Genomic DNA, 16746 nt, shown 5'->3' on the forward strand with positions numbered 1-16746 from the left:
CATTTAATTCTAACGTGTAAAATCAGAGCCGCTTATAAGCGGCTCTTTTCTTTATTCAGATAGCACTGTTTCCCGCTGAAGAATCTATCTGGGATAAGATTTACAATCAGCAACAGACCGCGTTTTAAAGACGTAGTAACCCTATGATTCTGAAAATGTTAAGAAAACTTGCGTTTTTATTAACGATATGCTATCTACGGGAAATGCAAAATATAAAAAGAAGCCAGAACAGCCCTTATATGTGTGTGACCGATTTCTAGTTATTTCGATTCTCTAAATTCGAAACCCGATGTCGTTTTAAACGATAGAAATCCGTTAAAACCTCAAAAAAACAAAAGACACTTTATCCTAATTTTAAAATTAAAAGTGAAACGTCTCAAAGGTTCCCATGCTTTATCATAATTCAAAACCCATTTCACCTGCAGCGGCTCATCGTCACGCTAATAGGCCAGACCGTTTTTATCAATGGCGGAACTTTTTCGAAGATTACCCCGAAGCTTTGGACATCATCGAAACCGAATATGAATTAACAAACGAAGATAGCCGCAACGATAAATACTTCATCGTTCCTGGGCGTAGTAATATGATTACGCGTATGATTAATGATGAGGTGTTGGAAATTCGTTCAATGATCAGCACGAATGGCCCGCTAGAGCAGTGGGAGCGTTCTATCAAAACCACTTTCCCGCTTAAGCGCACGACATCGTCAATGATTGGTACTTATATTCCGCGTTTCCGCGGTTCTTGTTCGTCTGTGGCCGATGCAGAAACCTTGACGGATTCTTTGTCAAAGAAGAGCAAATATTACCAGACAGAGATGACACGCCGTATTTTTGAAACCGAAGATCTGCGTATCGAAGTGGCGAAAATCACGTTCGAAAAACGCGAATATACTTCAATCGCGATTACATCTGAAAAGGCTGAAACTGTTCTTTCAACATTAAAGCGCTTGGGTCTGAAACCAACAGCGAATCAACATTACGGCGCGTTCCTAAGTCCGTTCCGTTCGCACAGCCTCTAAAATATTGAGATATAGATTGCACGCCCCAGCGTGTTATCGATGAAATTTAAAGCACGGCAACCCTTTGCCGTGCTTTTTTAAATCCTATATGGGGCCATGACTTGCACCGTCTTTATACGGGAAATAGAGAGACGACATGACGGCAATTAGCGATTCACCGCGATCAGAATTATTATCCACACCAGAGCCTCGCGCAGAAAACCCGCCTGCGGAAGATATCGCTCAGGCAGATAATTGGCCGGCTTTTAATCCGCCTTGGTGGATGCGCTCCTCTTTGGTGCAAACAGCTCTGGCGAGTATGAAGTTTCGTAAGCGCGGCCCAAACCCTATGCTCGATGCGGCAGAAGACCGTATTATAGAATGCGAAGACGGCGTGCGCCTGCTCGGGAGTTATTCGCGCCACCCTGAAAATAAGGCTCTCGTCATAATGCTGCATGGCTGGGAAGGGAGCCAAAATTCGACCTATATCGTGTCTGGCGGTCGTCACCTTTATAACCAAGGGGCTTCTATCTTTCGTTTGAACTACCGCGATCATGGCGATAGTCATCATCTTAATGAAGGCGTGTTCCTCTCAACACTCTTCAATGAAGTGTTCGACGCCGTGAAACAAGCCGCGCTGCTGGCTGATGATGCCCCAGTATATATTGTTGGCTTCTCTTTGGGCGGTAATTTCTCCCTACGGATTGCCCGATCTTTACGTGACTTAACCATCAAAAATTTAAAGCATATTTTCGCCATTAGCCCCGTGGTTGATCCATGGGGCGCGGCGCCTCTCGTCGATATGAACTGGCTTTATCGTCGATATTTCCTGAAAAAATGGACGCGCTCTTTGCGTAAAAAACAAGCGCTTTACCCCGATCTCTATGACTTTGAATCCATTCTGGGCGAAAAAAATGTCCTTGGCCTCGCAGGGAAACTGTTACCAGCCTATACGGATTTCCCGACGACTGAAAATTACTTTAATGCCTATCGTGTCGATCCGCATGATCTTGAATATTGTCCGATTCCACTCTCAATCGTCACGGCTGCTGATGACGGGATGATACCCGAAGAGGACATTCAAAAGCTTGTTTTAAACAAAAATGCCAAACGGATAATTCACGCCTATGGCGGGCATAATGGGTTCTTTCAGTCACTAAAAGGACCGACTTGGTATGATGACTATATCAGCCAAATTGTTTTCCGTTAACGCTTCCCCAAACCTCTTAAACCTCGTAATAGGGCGCATGGTTCTATTGAAATTCATTCTTTTTATCGGCCTGTTCATTGCAGGAGCTTTTATTCTCATGGGAATTTTTTCGCAAAAAGGTAAAGCCAAAGGCCTGATTAACGGTCGCTTGGCGGATGTGCCCTCGACCCCGAATGCTGTGAGCTCCGAAGGAGACACACAGCCTGAACGCCGAGTCGCGCCTCTTGAGGCTTCACTTCTACAAGTCGCCGCCGCCATAGAGGCGACAGGCGGCGTAATTACATCCCGTACGGATGATTATATTTCTGCAACCTATATGAGCCGCATTTTCAAATTTATTGATGATGTAGAAGTGCGCGAAGAGAACGAAAATTTATGCCATATTCGTTCGGCGTCTCGGGTAGGGTATTCAGACAGAGGTGTAAATCGCCGCCGCGTCGCGGTTATTCGCTCGGCGCTCTAGAAATTTGTTACGCTAGGCCCTACATAACGTCTCATGAAAAACGATACGCCCAAGAAAGTTGACCATGATAAAGTTAAAGGTCTCGTTCGCGAGCTATTAACTGCGCTGGGAGAAGACCCTGACCGCGAAGGATTGGTAGAAACCCCACGCCGCATTGCAAATTTTTGGCGTGACTTTATCGAATATGATGCTGGGAAACTGGACACAACATTTTCCGCCGTCAAACACAATCAAATGGTCGCCGTAACAGGTATGCGGGTTTGGTCCATGTGTGAACATCACATGCTCCCCTTTTGGTGCGATGTCTCAATTGCCTATATCGCAGATGACCGTGTGCTTGGCCTCTCAAAATTCGCTCGGATCGCCCATAAACATGCCCATAAGCTAACTCTCCAAGAACAACTTGTTTCTGACATAGCGACAGAATTAAAAGAGATTTTAGGGACTGAAGATGTCGCGGTTATGGCCAAGGGTGAGCATTTATGTATGACTATGCGCGGCATTCAAACGCCGCACCGTATGATAAGTTCAGCTCTGTCTGGAAAATTCCACCAAGCCGAGCAACGTATGGAGTTCTTGCGTTTAATTGAAACTGGGCGGGAATAGGGCGCGTTAACTGACGAAATGCCTCATCGCGAGGGCCTTATAATCGCGATATAGTAAAGAATGACACCTGAGCTTTTAGAACGCGATTGGTTATCCCTGCGCTATTGGGCACGACACTGCATTCTGCCCAGCGCTGTCATTTTATGCATTCTCCTTATTTTACTGAATCTGTTTTCAAAAAGCGAAATCGCTCTGAATCATCGCGCGGTTATCATAGGTTTTTTTACGATTTATTATGTGCTGATACGCGGTGGCCACATATTGATGACACGAAGTTTACATAAAGAACTTCTCCGAAAATATGAGGACGGCTATAGACATAAACTCGGCTATATACCGCAAGGTCAAATTAAACGCCGCAATATCGGTTTCACCCTTGCCCGTATTAAAAACCAATTGATGATAGAAGAGCGCCAAAAACGTATTTAATGAGGCCTTTGTAACCCAGTTGACAGGTGAGGCGATTACCGTAGATTTTCCTTATGGCTGATACCTCAACACCTCAACACACGCCTCAAGAGAATTGGAATTACATTCAATCCCAGTTCAAAATTTGGCAAGCAATGCGCCCTACAAAAACATGGTTTAGTGGTCTTAGCTCTCGAATAGGGAATAAACGTCTAACGCGATTGACGCAGAGCGGTTCGGCCAGATCCTTGGTCTCCCATTTAGATTCGCTCCCTGATAAACGCATTAAAACGCTCAGAACCTATGCCGCGATTAATCAAGAGCAGGTAGGTTCGGCTTTTAAGCTGACGATGATTGGCAATGTTTCCGTACCTATTGTGCTCTTAACGGTCTTTCATCAGCTCTCAGATGGGGCGATTGCAGATTATCTCAAACATTTGAGAACTGAAAACCTTTCCGCCTTTTGGGGCGGTATGGTGGGGCTGGCTATTGGGCTTTTATTCTTGTTGTTTATTGTCACTTATTCTCTAGCGAATTTGAATCAAGCCCGCGATATCCGCCACTTGATTGACCTATATGCGGCAGAAAGAGGGATTTATTTCGGTCTAGAGGACATGGATACGATCTCGCTAGATTAACAGTCTCAACTAGACGATTAAAACTCACTGTGTTAGGCGTCAGCCATGTTGAGTATGGCCGCGATTATACGAATTATCGGCCCGATACGCTAATCCGCGTATCGGGATTTTCCGCCGCTTTATTTTCATGGCCTAGCTGGCCAAATTTACTCCGAGATATACATGACTGATTCCACTGAAACGAGCCGCGATTACCGCGAGACGTTATTCCTGCCGAAAACTGATTTTCCGATGCGGGCTAATCTGCCTAAACGGGAACCCGATTGGATTGCACATTGGAACGCTATTAACCTCTATCAAAAACAACGCGCTGCCGAAAATGCGAAAGGCCCGTGGACGCTTCATGATGGCCCCCCTTACGCCAATGGCCATATTCATATGGGGACGGCGCTGAATAAAATCCTCAAAGACATCATTAACCGATCTCATCAAATGCTTGGCCATGATGCGAATTATGTGCCGGGCTGGGATTGTCATGGCTTGCCGATTGAATGGAAAGTCGAAGAAGAATTTCGCGGTAAGGGCCGCCAAAAAGACGATGTTCCTGGCGCAGAGTTTCGTGCGCGCTGCCGCGAATATGCCGCGCAATGGCTTGATACTCAGCGCGAAGAATTTAAGCGCCTAGGCGTCATTGGCGATTGGGATAATCCTTACAAGACAATGAATTTTCAGAGCGAAGCTGACATTTGCGGCGAGCTTTTGAAAATCGCGGCTACAGGACAACTTTATCGCGGTTCTAAACCTATTATGTGGTCACCCGTCGAGCAAACCGCTTTGGCCGAAGCCGAGGTGGAATATCAAGATAAGCGGGCCACACAAATATATGTGAAATTTCCAGTACGGGCAGGGCTAGAGGACGCCTCTGTAGTCATTTGGACAACTACACCATGGACTATTCCAGCGAACCGGGCCGTCAGTTTCTCATCAGTCATCAAATATGGTCTCTACGAAGTGACTGAAATGGAAGAGAGCGAGTTTGAACCTTGGTCTAAACCAGGCGACAAATTAATTGCGGCTGATGACCTTTGGCCTGCTGTTGCCAAAGCAGGATTAATTAAATCAGCCAATCGTCTTCAAGATGTTGATGCTTCGACTTTAGTTCTCGACCACCCGCTTAAAGATATGGAAGGGGCAGATGGTAAATATGATTTCCCAGTGCCGCTCCTCGAAGGGTCTCATGTGACCGCCGATGCGGGTACAGGCTTTGTCCATACTGCGCCGAGCCATGGTGAGGATGACTATGTTGTTTGGATTTCCAACCAAACTAAACTTGAAGGTCTCGGCATAGACCCGATTGTTCCAATGACCCTTGATAATGCCGGGTGTTATACGGATGTGATGCCGACACGTTTCCAAGGTCTGGATGTTATTCGAACCAGCGGAAAAAAACGTGGCCAAGACGGCAAAGCGAATGGTGAGGTATTAAAAGCACTTGTTGAATGTGGAAACCTTTTGGCGCGCGGCATCATGATGCTACGCGATGCCCATAGTTGGCGTTCTAAGGCGCCTGTAATCCGCCGTGCGACGCCGCAATGGTTTATTTCAATGTCCAAGGATGGACTGCGTGAAAAAGCGCTGAAAGCCATTGATGAGACAAAGTTCTGGCCAGACCGTGGCCGTAACCGTATCGGCACGATGGTCGCGGACCGTCCTGACTGGCTCATCTCTCGCCAGCGCAATTGGGGCGTGCCAATTACTTTGATCGTCGGCCCTAACGGAGAACTCCACACCGAGCGCGACGACGCCGACGCGATTAACGCGCGCATCCTCGCCAAAGTCGAAGAGATTGGCGTGGATGGATGGTTCGATACACCGCTTGAACATTTCATGCCCGAAGACAATGCGGGCTGGGAGAAAGTTACGGATATTCTTGATGTTTGGTTCGACTCAGGCTCAACACATGCATTCTGTCTTAAGCGCCGCGAAGACCTCCCAGACCGTGCCGATCTATATCTTGAAGGATCTGATCAACATCGTGGTTGGTTCCAAAGCTCACTCATGGAAAGCTGTGCTATTTATGGTGAAGCCCCATATAAGGGTGTTCTCACGCATGGTTTTGTCGTCGATGAAAAAGGTCTGAAAATGTCGAAGTCGCTCGGCAATACGATGAGCCCTGAAGATATCTCAAAACAGTTTGGCGCAGAAATCATGCGGATTTGGACGGCCAGTTCTGATTGGGCAAATGATCTTAAAATCGGCAAGGAAATTATCCAGACGAGTGCTGACGCTTATCGTAAACTGCGCAACACCCTTCGCTATATGATTGGAGCCTTAGACGGTTTCGACGCAAGTGAAACTGTGGACTATGCGGATATGCCAGCCCTTGAAAAATGGGTGCTTCACCGCCTTTCTGAAATCACAGACGCACATGAAGGTCTGGTGCGAGATCATGACCACAAACGGATTTTCAGTACGCTTTTTAATTTTTGTACCGTCGATCTTTCGGCGTTTTATTTCGATATTCGCAAAGATGCACTGTATTGTGATCCTCTTGATAGTACCCGTCGTCGGGCGTGTCGTACTGTTATGAATGAAATATTCTTGCGATTAACAACATGGCTTGCGCCTATAATGTCCTTCACGATGGAAGAAGTCTGGCAAGCGCGTTTCCCAAGCGATGATAGCTCTGTGCATTTGGAATTATTCCGTTCTTGCCCCGATGAATGGGAAAATAGGGCTTTGGCCGCCCAAGTAGAATCCATTCGTGATTTCCGTACGGCTACCCAAGAAGCGATTGAACCTTCTCGTAAAGAGGGCATTATCCGCTCTAGCCTAGAAGCCTCTGTTACGGGGCCGTCAAATCCAGAATTATTAAAGGCGCTTTCAGCGCTTAATATTTCTCGGCAAGAGGTTTATGCTAATCCCGCTGATCCGCAGGATACGTTGGCCGATTATCTTATCATCAGTGATGTAACTCTGTCCGAAAAAGCGGAAAGCTTCACTGTCGAGGATTTGAAAGGCAAATCTCTTTACAGAAAATGCGAACGCAGTTGGAAATATTTCCAAGGTGATGGTGATATTACCCCGCGCGACAAGGCGGCAGTCATGGCGTTCGATAATTAAATATATAACGGCGTGTCGTGATTGCGGCGCGCCGTTTCTTTACTGAATTCATATAATGTTCAATGGGGGGCAGATTAAAAACCTGTCGTCACTCTGGATTAACAATTCAATTTTATATGCGTCTGCTCCTTCAAGGTTCACTGAAATGAACCTGTCGAGCTAGCTTTAAAAGTCTGACATATCGTTTTTCAATAAATTCTTGACATTTCATCTAAGATTATTATCGTTTAGCAATAATAAAGGAGAAGAAAATGTTTAAACTCACACAGTTAAAATCGATAAGTGCCATTTCGATTTTAACGATATCAGGTCTGATAGCTAGTCAAGCTCAGGCTCACCCAGAGCATGACGAAGGTAAAAACAAAACAGCAGAGGTTGAGAAGACTTTTAATTATTCCGGCTTTGACGAAATTGAGATTGCCGGGGTTTTCAATATGGATGTTCAGATTGGTAAAGCCTTTAGTATTCATACGGCAGGCGATAAAAAAGAGATGGAACGCTTAAAGGTCACTCTGAAAAATGATGTTCTGATATTGGATATGAGTGAAGGTAATAAACGGAAACGCTGGGGCAAGAATAACCACGGAATTGATGTAACCATTACTATGCCCTCTTTGAATGGACTTGAAATTGCAGGAATCGGTAGCGGAAATATTTATGGCATTGATAGCGATGCGTTCTCCCTTGATGTTTCTGGTATAGGCGGCATCCAACTCGATGGAAGCTGTAGAACATTAGATGTCGATTTTGATGGTATGGGCGATGTGGATGCAAAAAATTTGAAATGTGAGACTGTTGATATTGATGTCTCTGGCATGGGCGCGGCAAGCGTTTATGCATCAGAAAGCGTCGATGCCGACATGTCTGGCATGGGTAGCATCGATGTTTATGGCAATCCAAAAAAAGTGAAGAAGGACAAAGGTTTTATGTCCTCCATTAATATCCACTAATTCTTTAATTTAACTGATCATAGGTGAGGTAAGATGATCTTGCCTCATCTTTGGTATTAGGAAAGTCATCTCTGAAATGCCCGCCTCGGCTTTCTTCTCTGGTTAAGGCCGCGGAGGCAATAATACGAGAGGTGATAAGAGGGTTAGCCCGGCCAACGATAGCGATAAGGCTATCAATATAATCAATCAATGCGTTTAAATCGTCTGCGTTTCGGCGCACGCCGCACTTCAATGTCATGGCCTGACGAAGACCCAGGCTAATCTCTTTTTTCATAGAGAGCCAAGGTTGTGACCGAATGGTTGAGGCTTTTTTCGGTGATATCGTCATATTATTGATATGGGCTGCGGCGCGGCCACCAAACACCACGGCTTCCAAAAGCGAGTTACTGGCCAATCGATTGGCGCCGTGTACGCCCGTTGCACTACACTCTCCGACAGCGAATAATCCGTCTAAATTAGTTTGGCCCACACTATCTGTTGCAAGACCGCCCATATGATAATGTACGGCAGGAGAGACAGGGATGAGCTGAGTACGAGGGTCAATATTCGCGCTCATACAGCTTTTGAAAACAGTCGGGAATTCCTCGTCGAAATGGGCCCCTATCGCTGTGCGGCAATCTAAATAGGGCTGACGTCCCGCTTGAATTTCTGCAAATATAGCGCGGGCCACATCATCGCGGGGAGCAAGTTCGCCTTGCTCATGATAGCGCTGCATAAACCTTACGCCATCAGAATTAGTCAAAACGGCCCCTTCGCCGCGAAGCGCTTCGGTTGCCAAGGGGGCAGGGTCACGGCCTATGTCTATTGCAGTGGGGTGGAACTGAACAAATTCCATATCACGCATTTTGGCACCGACAACAGCCGCCATGCCAAGCGCGTCACCGCGCGCCGTTTTGGGGTTCGTCGTAACAGCAAATAATCCGCCTACGCCGCCTGTCGCCATCACGGTAATATCGGCTTCTATACCCAGTAAGGCGCCATCATCACGTCGCGCCAACGCACCCGCAATGCCGCCATGGTTATCCGTCAATAGGCTTTCGGCCCGCCAACCAATAAGCCCAGTAATATGGTCGGCAGCTTGTGCTTTTTCGACCATAATATTGATAATCTCACGCCCTGCTGTATCGCCTTTGACGCGCGCTACGCGCGGCATAGAGTGAGCGGCCTCAAGTGAAAGGAATAAGCGTCCTTGGCTATCTCGGTCAAAGGGTACGCCCATCGCTGCGAGGTCATGCACACGGGCAGGGCCTTCTTCTGAAAGGATTTTAGCGATGACAGGGTCAACAAGACCATCGCCCGCCGCTATGGTATCCGCGGCATGGCTAGCGGCGCTGTCATCAGGAGAAAGCGCCGCTGCAATTCCGCCTTGCGCCCATGCCGATGCTGCGCCCACCGTGGAACGACGAGACGTTAAAACAAACACTGGGCGCGGTGCGAGCTTTAGCGCCAAATATAAACCCGCCAAGCCTGCACCGACAACGAGAACCGCACCAGCAGGCAGGCGCTTTGTATCTAAAGGCGTATTCAAAACCTATATAACCTTCACGGATTCTTCGGGAAGTTTAGGGTTGAAATGCCCCAATACAGGATCGAATTTCACATTAATCATCCGCATGACAGCGTCATAAGCCCGCTTTCGCATGGCTTCTGGAACAAGGACTTCATTGCTTTCATCGCGCAGGCATTCGTAAAGATTCTCTAATGTGATCCGTTTCATATGGGGGCAAAGGTTACATGGACGTACAAAATCTGTTGTAGGGTTTTCCATCGCGACATTATCGGACATGGAGCATTCGGTTAGTAAGATAACATTTTTCGGCTTATTATCTGAAACATAATCAGACATGGCTTTGGTTGAGCCCGTAAAATCACTTTCCGCAACGACTTCGGGCGGGCATTCTGGGTGAGCTAAGACTACGACGCCGGGATGGGCTTCACGCATTTCGCGAACATCTGCGGCAGAGAAACGGGCATGCACCTCGCAGCGACCATGCCACGCAATCACTTCAATATCAGTCTGTTTTGCCACATTTTTAGCTAAGAATTCATCTGGTAGCATGATGACTTTGTTAACGCCCCATTCCGCCGCGATGTGCTGCACAATTGCTACTGCATTGGAGCTCGTGCAGCAAATATCTGACTCGGCTTTCACATCGGCTGATGTATTTACATAAGTAACGACGGGGATGCCGGGGTAACGCTCTTTAATGAGCTTAATATCATCACCTGTAATTGAAGAGGCAAGGGAACAGCCCGCCCGCATAGACGGGATAAAGACACGTTTTTCAGGGCATAAAATTTTTGACGTTTCAGCCATAAAATGCACGCCGCCTTGGATAATGATGTCCGCATCTGTTTTGGTCGCTTCAATAGCGAGCCCGAGAGAATCTCCAGTATAATCTCCGACCAGACCAAAAATATCAGGCGTCATGTAATTATGCGCCAAAATAACGGCGTTTTTCTCTTTTTTCAGCTTGTTAATGGCATGAACAAGTGGAGCATAGGCTGGCCATTCCATTTTAGGGATAAAGTCACTGACTTGGTCATAAAGGTGATCTGTCGCGGCTCTTACTTCATCAGTATAAGCCAGTTCACCCGTTGGTCTGTCTGGAACTGCGCAGACACCATTCTCGACTTCAAGTGTTTGACCAATCCAACGCCCGTTTTCCCAATTTATCAGTTCTTTGCCCATGAAATACAGATCTCCGCTAATAACTAGCCTTCATATAGGAAGAGTAAGGCATCGATGCTATTGATTTTTGTTGATAAAAAAGGTGTAGGGATAGTCGAAAATGAATAGTCAGCTTTTCATTCCATAGAGTTTTATGGAAGTTCTCTCTAGCTGTTCGTCTAATAATTCATCTAAAACTAAGGGTTTTAGAGACTATTTAGACGGATTGGGCTTAAGCCACTTTCTTTATAAAGACTGCGCCGGCTGAATAACCTGCACCAAAACTACAGATTAATCCCATATCCCCAGATTTAAAATCTTCGCTGTGTTTATGAAAGGCGATGATAGAGCCCGCAGATGATGTATTGGCATATTCATCCAAGACGACGGGTGCTTGTTCAATGTCTACGTCTTTACCAAGGACTTTTTTGGCAATCAGGACGTTCATGTTCAAATTGGCTTGGTGGAGCCACATGCGTTTTAATTCATGAGGGTCAAGATTATTTGCCTCGCATTCAGCCGTAATCATTTTTGCGACCATAGGGACGACTTCCTTGAATACGCTTCGGCCGTTTTGGACAAATAGCTTATCTGTTAAACCTTTTTTTCCTCGGTCTCCTGTCATTCCATTATCCTCAGGGGCGCAATGGTTGAGAAAACCAAAATTGTTTCTGATGTTATTTGAAAATTCTGTTACTAATTTCGATGCTACGATTTCCCAATGTTCAGATGGGGCGATATCATCTGATTCAACCAAAATAGCTGTGGCGACGTCACCGAAAATAAAATGCGCGTCACGGTCTTTGAAATTTAAATGCGCAGTACAGATTTCGGGGTTAACAACCAAAACTGATTTGGCTTGACCGCCAATAATGAGTCCACGCGCTGTTTCAATGCCGAATGTCGCTGAAGAACAAGCTACATTCATATCAAAGGCAAAGCCTGACGTGCCTAATAAAGATTGCACCTCGACAGCGACGGCAGGGTATCCACGCTGTAAATTTGAGCAGGCCACTATGACGGCGCCGACATCTTCTGGCTTCCGGTTTGCGCGCTCAAGGGCTTGACGAGCTGCATATGCCGCGATTTCCGCGAGAATTGATGGCTCAGCATCTGCTCTGGCTGGGATGCGGGGCGCCATTATGTTCGGGTCAAGAATTGGCTCTTTGGAAATTACATAACGTGATTTAACACCCGATGCTTTTTCAATGAATTCTGCATTAGAATAGGTCAGGGGAAGCTTTTCACCGCTCTCGATTTCTGCGACATTTTCTGAATTCCACTTATCGACATAAGCATTAAAGCTCTCGACAAGTTCTTCATTGGAAATAGAATCTTTGGGAGTCCAAAGACCTGTGGAGCTGATAACGGCTTTCATGCGTTCCCTTTTGGGTTTTGTTGTTTTTATAGCTATGCAACATCCCGCCCATTTAGTTCAAGCGCTAAAGGACATATGGCTGAATATGGCAGAATGTCGTTCTGTAAGCATCAGTATGTTTTCATTTCATTAACCCTGCCTTTTAAACGGATATTGAGGCTCTTCGCTTAGGGTAAATCCCGAAGAAGGGGTGTGTGTTCAAGGTGAGTGAGTGATGGAATTTACGGCTAGAGATAGATTAAAGCTGCTCTCAGGGGCGAGTGCTTTGTTACTAACGGCTTGTGGAGGGGGCGGAGCGTCCTCGTCATCTGCTGTGTCGCCCCCGCCACCACCTCCTCCTCCTCCTCCTCCTCCGCCTCCGCCTCCGCCTCCGCCGCCAACTTCATCAGCCCCCACTGAGGGCTTGCTGAGAGACAAATACAGGAATCAATTTGTCGTTGGGGCTGCGCTAAAAAGTTTTCAGCTGGGTGGATCGGATTTGTCTGGAAATTTGACCGCGTCACAGTTTAATAGTCTCACTCCTGAATTTGAACTTAAACCTGATGTGCTTTCGCCCTCAGAAGGCGTCTATAATTTTGATGCGGCCGATACATTGGTGAATTGGGCGATAGACCAAGGCATGGAAGTCAGAGGGCATGCATTGCTTTGGCATGAAGCGACACCTGACTATTTCCTTCAAGGGCGCCGTGCAGAGATTAAGGCGCGATTGGAAAATTATATTACCACAGTGGTCAATCATTTTAAGGGCCGTATTCGTGTTTGGGATGTCGTGAATGAAGTTGTCTCCGTTGATTTATATAATGGTGATGCTGGCATTGGTCCTGACCGCCGAACGAATTGGTTTGATGCAGTCGGGAATGCGGATTATTTGGATTGGGCATTCAGGGCGGCCCGCGCGGCGGATCCAGATGCTTTGCTGTTCCTTAATGACTACGAGACTGAGAGCGAGCGCAAGCGAAGTTGGTTGATAGAAATTCTACAAAGATTTCAAGATCGCGGCGTACCAATTGATGGGGTTGGGCATCAATTTCATTTGCAATTAAATACCTCGGCAGATCTCGCATTGCAGGCAATTGATGACATCGACAACCAGTTTATGGGATTGATAAATCACGTCACAGAAATGGATGTGAACTATTATCAAAACCCAGGGTCATGCTGGGAAACACAAACTGGTTGCGAAGCTGATCTAGGCCCTGTTCCGCCCGAAGATAAACTCGCCGCGCATGCGCAGCTTATGAGAGATATGTTTCAAGGGTTTGTTGCGCGGTCCAGTGTGGAATCTGTCACAATGTGGGGCGTTATCGATAGCGATAGCTGGTTGAATGATGTCCCTATTGAACGATATAATTATCCTTTATTGTTTGATAGAGAGGGTGAGCCGAAACCTGCCTTTCATGCAATTACAGACGATAGCTATGTGATTTAGAGGCGCCGAGTATCGCGGCAAGCTTCGTAAACATGACAATCCGTTGCATGGTCATTTATCATGCCCACGGCCTGCATGAAGGCATAGACAATGACGGGGCCGACAAATTTAAATCCGCGCTTTTTTAAGTCTTTTGAAAGCGCGATTGATTCTGGGCTTTCAACAGGGGCGTCTTTAAATTGCTTCCACGCATTTTGAATCGGTGCCCCGCCTACAAAGTCCCATAGATAATCCGAGAAATTGAGGCCTTCTTCATCGCGCATTTTTAAAAATATTTGCGCGTTAACAATAGCGGCATTTATCTTGAGTTTTGATCGGATAATGCCTGCATCTGATAATAACCGTGCGCGGTCTGCCTCTGTATAAAAGGCGACAATATCAGGGTCGAAGCCATCATAGGCTTTGAGTAAATTATCGCGTTTTCGTAGGATCGTTATCCATGCCAGCCCAGCTTGTTGTCCATCCTGGATGAGTTTCGAAAACAAGGCTTTATCATCATAAATGGGGCGCCCCCATTCTTCGTCATGATAGGCGCAATAAAGCGCATCGGTCGGAGGCACCCAGCCACAGCGGGGCAGGTTTGGGTCATGATCGGGGAAACGAGGGTCGCGTTTCTCTGGGTCGTTTATGGTACGGGGCATTTCATCAATTCCTGATCTGTGATTTCTTCATATCGAGAGACACCTTGGCTTTCATCACCTGATATCCACTGCCAGTCTAAATCCATCACAAGGCGCCCATCCTGATTTTCGGAAAATTTCGCCGTGGCTTTCCCAGCTTTCAAATCGCGGTCAGTTGTCAAACAATGATATAGCATTTCGCCATGTCCATTATCATTAAATTGTCCGATAATATGACCTTCACGAACATCGCCGCCGAAATAATCTGCGTAAAACACGATGCCTTGTTGCCAGAAGTGAAAGCGAGTTTTGCTTGAGACGACGCCGTTATCTGAATTTTCAACAGGAATGAACACACGGTTATCCAAAGATAATTTCATTGGGCCTTGCTTCAAAGTTGCTTCTCCATGCCGATATTCGCACGTTTATAAATGGGGTGAGGGCCTTCGTGATTCACCGTCCAACCATTGCGAGCATAGAGGCGGAGCGCCGCTGCGTTTTTGGTGTTCGACAATAAAAATAAACGTGAGAGACCAAGTGTATTTTTGGCAAAACTCTCAGCATTTTCCATCAAAATTTGTCCAATTCCCTGTCCGCGGAACTGACTATCAACGGCCATTTTCGTGAGTTCATACTCTCCATTCTCATGACGTTTTAGCGCTACAGCGCCCGCTATCTCTGTGCCCAGATGGGCTGAGAGGACATGATTGCCATTTTGCGTATAAATTTCAGGTTGGGCTATCATCAACTTGTCTGACTCTTCGAGGACATGCAGGTCTTTGATCCATTGCGCATTTAAGGCGGCAAAGCGCGGCAGGGCGTCTGGGGCATTATGCTTGATGATGACCCTAGTGTTTTTGTCCATCGATAGAATCCATAATAGCGATTTCTACATCATTTACAGTGGGAGAGGCCTCTGCCGCACGCCAGCGGTCAAGCCTGACAAGCGCTATACCCATTTTGTCTTGGACATAGAGGATTTCCCCAATGACACGGCTATCGGCCATAATGCGGTCGCCAGCTTGCGCCTGTCCAGTAAAGATAACGCCGCGCATACGTTTTTTAACTGTGGTCATACGTTTCATACGCGAGACAACTTCTTGACCGACAAAACACCCTTTTTGAAAGTTCACGCCGTTCATCAAATCCATATTAGCATCGGCGGGGAATGTCGTTTGAGTTTCAAAATCCCATTCGCTGTCCACTATGCCTAAGGATAATCTATGGGCGTTATAGTCGCTATCTGTTTCAGTTAGAGGCGTTGGCGTTATAAAGCGGTGTCCCAATGACGGGTGACGCGGATCTGGATGCCCGAGCCTCTCCGTTTCGTCCCACAGGGCATAAACTTGAAAAAGTTCTGTTACATCCTCAATCGTGATGGGCGCGCGGAGGCGATACATTTTCAGACGTTTAAAGAGGGCGTCTGAAAATTTAGTTGGTGTATCGATTAAAAAATCCGCTCCGTCTTTGGTCACAAAAAAATCGGCAATAATTTTCCCTTGAGGCGTTAGCAGCGCGGTAAAGGTTAAGTCGTCAGATAGAGTATTGGTAACAATACCCTCTAGCCAAGCCTGAACTCCCTCGCCAGAGAGTTTGAATAGAGAGCGGTTCAATAGGGAGATAGACATGACATGGATAAAGCATGATTTGGTATTTTGGGGAAGGGGGCAAACCCTTTGATTGCGGATCATAAAACAGAGGTTATGTGGCGGCGGTTTAAACTTTCATGGGCCTTCGCGCGCCTTACGGCTCGCCGTCTGGGCCGAGCGAATTGCTTTTGCCTTATAAGAGGGCATTTCACGCCCCCACTATAGAACGACTTGCGTAATTTCGTCTGACCACATATATAATCGCTAACGCCAGTCAGGACGACCTGACATGAAAACGGCATTCCTGGGACGACCCAAAAACAGGAGCCATTTATGGCGTGGGTCTATTTACTTCTAGCAGGGTTATTGGAAACGGTTTGGTCGACAAGCCTTAAGCATAGTGCGGATAAAGGCAGCGTATTCTGGCTGTTTGTAACAGGCATTGCTATGATTGCGAGCTTACTGGCGCTTTATGCTGCGATGCGCAATCTACCGCTTGGTGTAGCTTATCCTATATGGACAGGTATTGGCTCAGTCAGTGCGATTGTGGTTGGAGTTTTTCTTTTTAAGGAAACTATCAATATATCAACGGTTATTGGTGTTTTGTTTTTAATAGTCGGTATGGGGTTGATCAGCCTTAAGGCCCATTAAATCTTGAGAGGGCGCCGTCATACGGACTCAGAATATGGACGCAGATTTAAATGCCCAATAAAAAAGCCGC

Annotated in this window: 17 protein-coding genes; 10 read left to right on the top strand and 7 right to left on the bottom strand. The window is 46.6% G+C overall.

All coding sequences use genetic code 11. From position 1 onward, the window contains the following. Positions 1-388 precede the first annotated feature (388 nt). The 8 genes from DES40_RS00180 (at position 389) to DES40_RS00215 (ending at position 8338) form a co-directional block, all read left to right on the top strand. Positions 389-1021 carry a hypothetical protein gene (locus DES40_RS00180; protein ID WP_121098571.1) on the top strand — a complete coding sequence of 211 codons (633 nt, stop codon included), beginning with the start codon at positions 389-391 and terminating at the stop codon, positions 1019-1021. A gap of 136 nt (positions 1022-1157) precedes the next feature. Next, positions 1158-2210, top strand: coding sequence for a YheT family hydrolase (locus DES40_RS00185; protein ID WP_121098572.1), 1053 nt, complete (start codon positions 1158-1160; stop codon positions 2208-2210). After that, positions 2176-2673 (top strand): DUF1499 domain-containing protein, encoded by a 498-nt coding sequence (locus DES40_RS00190; protein WP_121098573.1) that lies wholly within the window; start codon positions 2176-2178, stop codon positions 2671-2673. Before DES40_RS00185 ends, DES40_RS00190 begins: the two co-directional genes overlap by 35 nt. Before the next feature lie 33 nt (positions 2674-2706). Beyond that, on the top strand, positions 2707-3279 hold the full coding sequence (gene folE / locus DES40_RS00195; protein ID WP_121098574.1) for a GTP cyclohydrolase I: 573 nt from the start codon (positions 2707-2709) through the stop codon (positions 3277-3279). Positions 3280-3339: 60 nt separating this feature from the next. Then, positions 3340-3708, top strand: coding sequence for a hypothetical protein (locus tag DES40_RS13310; RefSeq protein ID WP_121098575.1), 369 nt, complete (start codon positions 3340-3342; stop codon positions 3706-3708). A 53-nt stretch (positions 3709-3761) separates the two neighbouring features. Continuing rightward, the gene (locus DES40_RS00205; protein WP_121098576.1) at positions 3762-4325 is read left to right on the top strand and encodes a hypothetical protein; all 564 of its coding nucleotides are present in this window, start codon (positions 3762-3764) and stop codon (positions 4323-4325) included. A gap of 162 nt (positions 4326-4487) precedes the next feature. Beyond that, positions 4488-7388: an isoleucine--tRNA ligase gene (gene ileS / locus DES40_RS00210; RefSeq protein WP_121098577.1), complete on the top strand. Its 2901-nt coding sequence runs from the start codon at positions 4488-4490 to the stop codon at positions 7386-7388. 251 nt (positions 7389-7639) lie between these two features. After that, entirely contained in the window at positions 7640-8338 is a 699-nt protein-coding gene (locus DES40_RS00215; protein ID WP_121098578.1) for a head GIN domain-containing protein, read from the top strand. Positions 8339-8342: 4 nt separating this feature from the next. Here DES40_RS00215 and DES40_RS00220 read toward each other — a convergent pair whose 3' ends face one another. From DES40_RS00220 to DES40_RS00230, 3 genes are all read right to left on the bottom strand, one after another. Continuing rightward, positions 8343-9866 carry an L-aspartate oxidase gene (locus DES40_RS00220; protein WP_121098579.1) on the bottom strand — a complete coding sequence of 508 codons (1524 nt, stop codon included), beginning with the start codon at positions 9864-9866 and terminating at the stop codon, positions 8343-8345. A 3-nt stretch (positions 9867-9869) separates the two neighbouring features. Then, positions 9870-11030: a quinolinate synthase NadA gene (gene nadA / locus DES40_RS00225; protein ID WP_121098580.1), complete on the bottom strand. Its 1161-nt coding sequence runs from the start codon at positions 11028-11030 to the stop codon at positions 9870-9872. Between the two features lie 211 nt (positions 11031-11241). Further along, entirely contained in the window at positions 11242-12387 is a 1146-nt protein-coding gene (locus DES40_RS00230) for a beta-ketoacyl-ACP synthase III (RefSeq protein WP_121098581.1), read from the bottom strand. Positions 12388-12601: 214 nt separating this feature from the next. On the opposite strand from DES40_RS00230, the gene DES40_RS00235 reads away from it, so the two are divergent. Beyond that, complete coding sequence (locus tag DES40_RS00235; RefSeq protein ID WP_233345302.1) at positions 12602-13816, top strand: endo-1,4-beta-xylanase; 1215 nt, start codon at positions 12602-12604, stop codon at positions 13814-13816. Here DES40_RS00235 and DES40_RS00240 read toward each other — a convergent pair. The 4 genes from DES40_RS00240 to ygfZ are packed head-to-tail and all read right to left on the bottom strand — an operon-like array spanning position 13813 to position 16064. Next, positions 13813-14457, bottom strand: coding sequence for a DNA-3-methyladenine glycosylase I (locus tag DES40_RS00240; protein WP_121098583.1), 645 nt, complete (start codon positions 14455-14457; stop codon positions 13813-13815). The genes DES40_RS00235 and DES40_RS00240 overlap by 4 nt on opposite strands. Continuing rightward, positions 14442-14816: a hypothetical protein gene (locus DES40_RS00245; RefSeq protein ID WP_121098584.1), complete on the bottom strand. Its 375-nt coding sequence runs from the start codon at positions 14814-14816 to the stop codon at positions 14442-14444. Before DES40_RS00245 ends, DES40_RS00240 begins: the two co-directional genes overlap by 16 nt. A gap of 11 nt (positions 14817-14827) precedes the next feature. Beyond that, complete coding sequence (locus DES40_RS00250) at positions 14828-15301, bottom strand: GNAT family N-acetyltransferase (RefSeq protein WP_121098585.1); 474 nt, start codon at positions 15299-15301, stop codon at positions 14828-14830. Then, positions 15285-16064: a CAF17-like 4Fe-4S cluster assembly/insertion protein YgfZ gene (gene ygfZ, locus DES40_RS00255; RefSeq protein ID WP_170144816.1), complete on the bottom strand. Its 780-nt coding sequence runs from the start codon at positions 16062-16064 to the stop codon at positions 15285-15287. The genes DES40_RS00250 and ygfZ overlap by 17 nt, the downstream gene beginning before the upstream one ends. A gap of 294 nt (positions 16065-16358) precedes the next feature. Here ygfZ and DES40_RS00260 point away from each other — a divergent pair, with 294 nt between their 5' ends. After that, positions 16359-16676, top strand: coding sequence for a DMT family transporter (locus DES40_RS00260; protein WP_121098587.1), 318 nt, complete (start codon positions 16359-16361; stop codon positions 16674-16676). Positions 16677-16746: the final 70 nt, after the last annotated feature.

Source organism: Litorimonas taeanensis (assembly GCF_003634015.1).
Classification (GTDB): domain Bacteria; phylum Pseudomonadota; class Alphaproteobacteria; order Caulobacterales; family Maricaulaceae; genus Litorimonas; species Litorimonas taeanensis.

What these genes read in the sequence shown, in the direction of transcription:
- DES40_RS00180 (WP_121098571.1), top strand. Translation starts at nt 389, where the DNA reads ATGCTTTATCATAATTCAAAACCCATTTCACCTGCAGCGGCTCATCGT.
- DES40_RS00185 (WP_121098572.1), top strand. Translation starts at nt 1,158, where the DNA reads ATGACGGCAATTAGCGATTCACCGCGATCAGAATTATTATCCACACCA.
- DES40_RS00190 (WP_121098573.1), top strand. Translation starts at nt 2,176, where the DNA reads ATGATGACTATATCAGCCAAATTGTTTTCCGTTAACGCTTCCCCAAAC.
- folE (WP_121098574.1), top strand. Translation starts at nt 2,707, where the DNA reads ATGAAAAACGATACGCCCAAGAAAGTTGACCATGATAAAGTTAAAGGT.
- DES40_RS13310 (WP_121098575.1), top strand. Translation starts at nt 3,340, where the DNA reads ATGACACCTGAGCTTTTAGAACGCGATTGGTTATCCCTGCGCTATTGG.
- DES40_RS00205 (WP_121098576.1), top strand. Translation starts at nt 3,762, where the DNA reads ATGGCTGATACCTCAACACCTCAACACACGCCTCAAGAGAATTGGAAT.
- ileS (WP_121098577.1), top strand. Translation starts at nt 4,488, where the DNA reads ATGACTGATTCCACTGAAACGAGCCGCGATTACCGCGAGACGTTATTC.
- DES40_RS00215 (WP_121098578.1), top strand. Translation starts at nt 7,640, where the DNA reads ATGTTTAAACTCACACAGTTAAAATCGATAAGTGCCATTTCGATTTTA.
- nadA (WP_121098580.1), bottom strand. Translation starts at nt 11,030, where the DNA reads ATGGGCAAAGAACTGATAAATTGGGAAAACGGGCGTTGGATTGGTCAA.
- DES40_RS00230 (WP_121098581.1), bottom strand. Translation starts at nt 12,387, where the DNA reads ATGAAAGCCGTTATCAGCTCCACAGGTCTTTGGACTCCCAAAGATTCT.
- DES40_RS00235 (WP_233345302.1), top strand. Translation starts at nt 12,602, where the DNA reads ATGGAATTTACGGCTAGAGATAGATTAAAGCTGCTCTCAGGGGCGAGT.
- DES40_RS00240 (WP_121098583.1), bottom strand. Translation starts at nt 14,457, where the DNA reads ATGCCCCGTACCATAAACGACCCAGAGAAACGCGACCCTCGTTTCCCC.
- DES40_RS00245 (WP_121098584.1), bottom strand. Translation starts at nt 14,816, where the DNA reads ATGAAATTATCTTTGGATAACCGTGTGTTCATTCCTGTTGAAAATTCA.
- DES40_RS00250 (WP_121098585.1), bottom strand. Translation starts at nt 15,301, where the DNA reads ATGGACAAAAACACTAGGGTCATCATCAAGCATAATGCCCCAGACGCC.
- ygfZ (WP_170144816.1), bottom strand. Translation starts at nt 16,064, where the DNA reads ATGTCTATCTCCCTATTGAACCGCTCTCTATTCAAACTCTCTGGCGAG.
- DES40_RS00260 (WP_121098587.1), top strand. Translation starts at nt 16,359, where the DNA reads ATGGCGTGGGTCTATTTACTTCTAGCAGGGTTATTGGAAACGGTTTGG.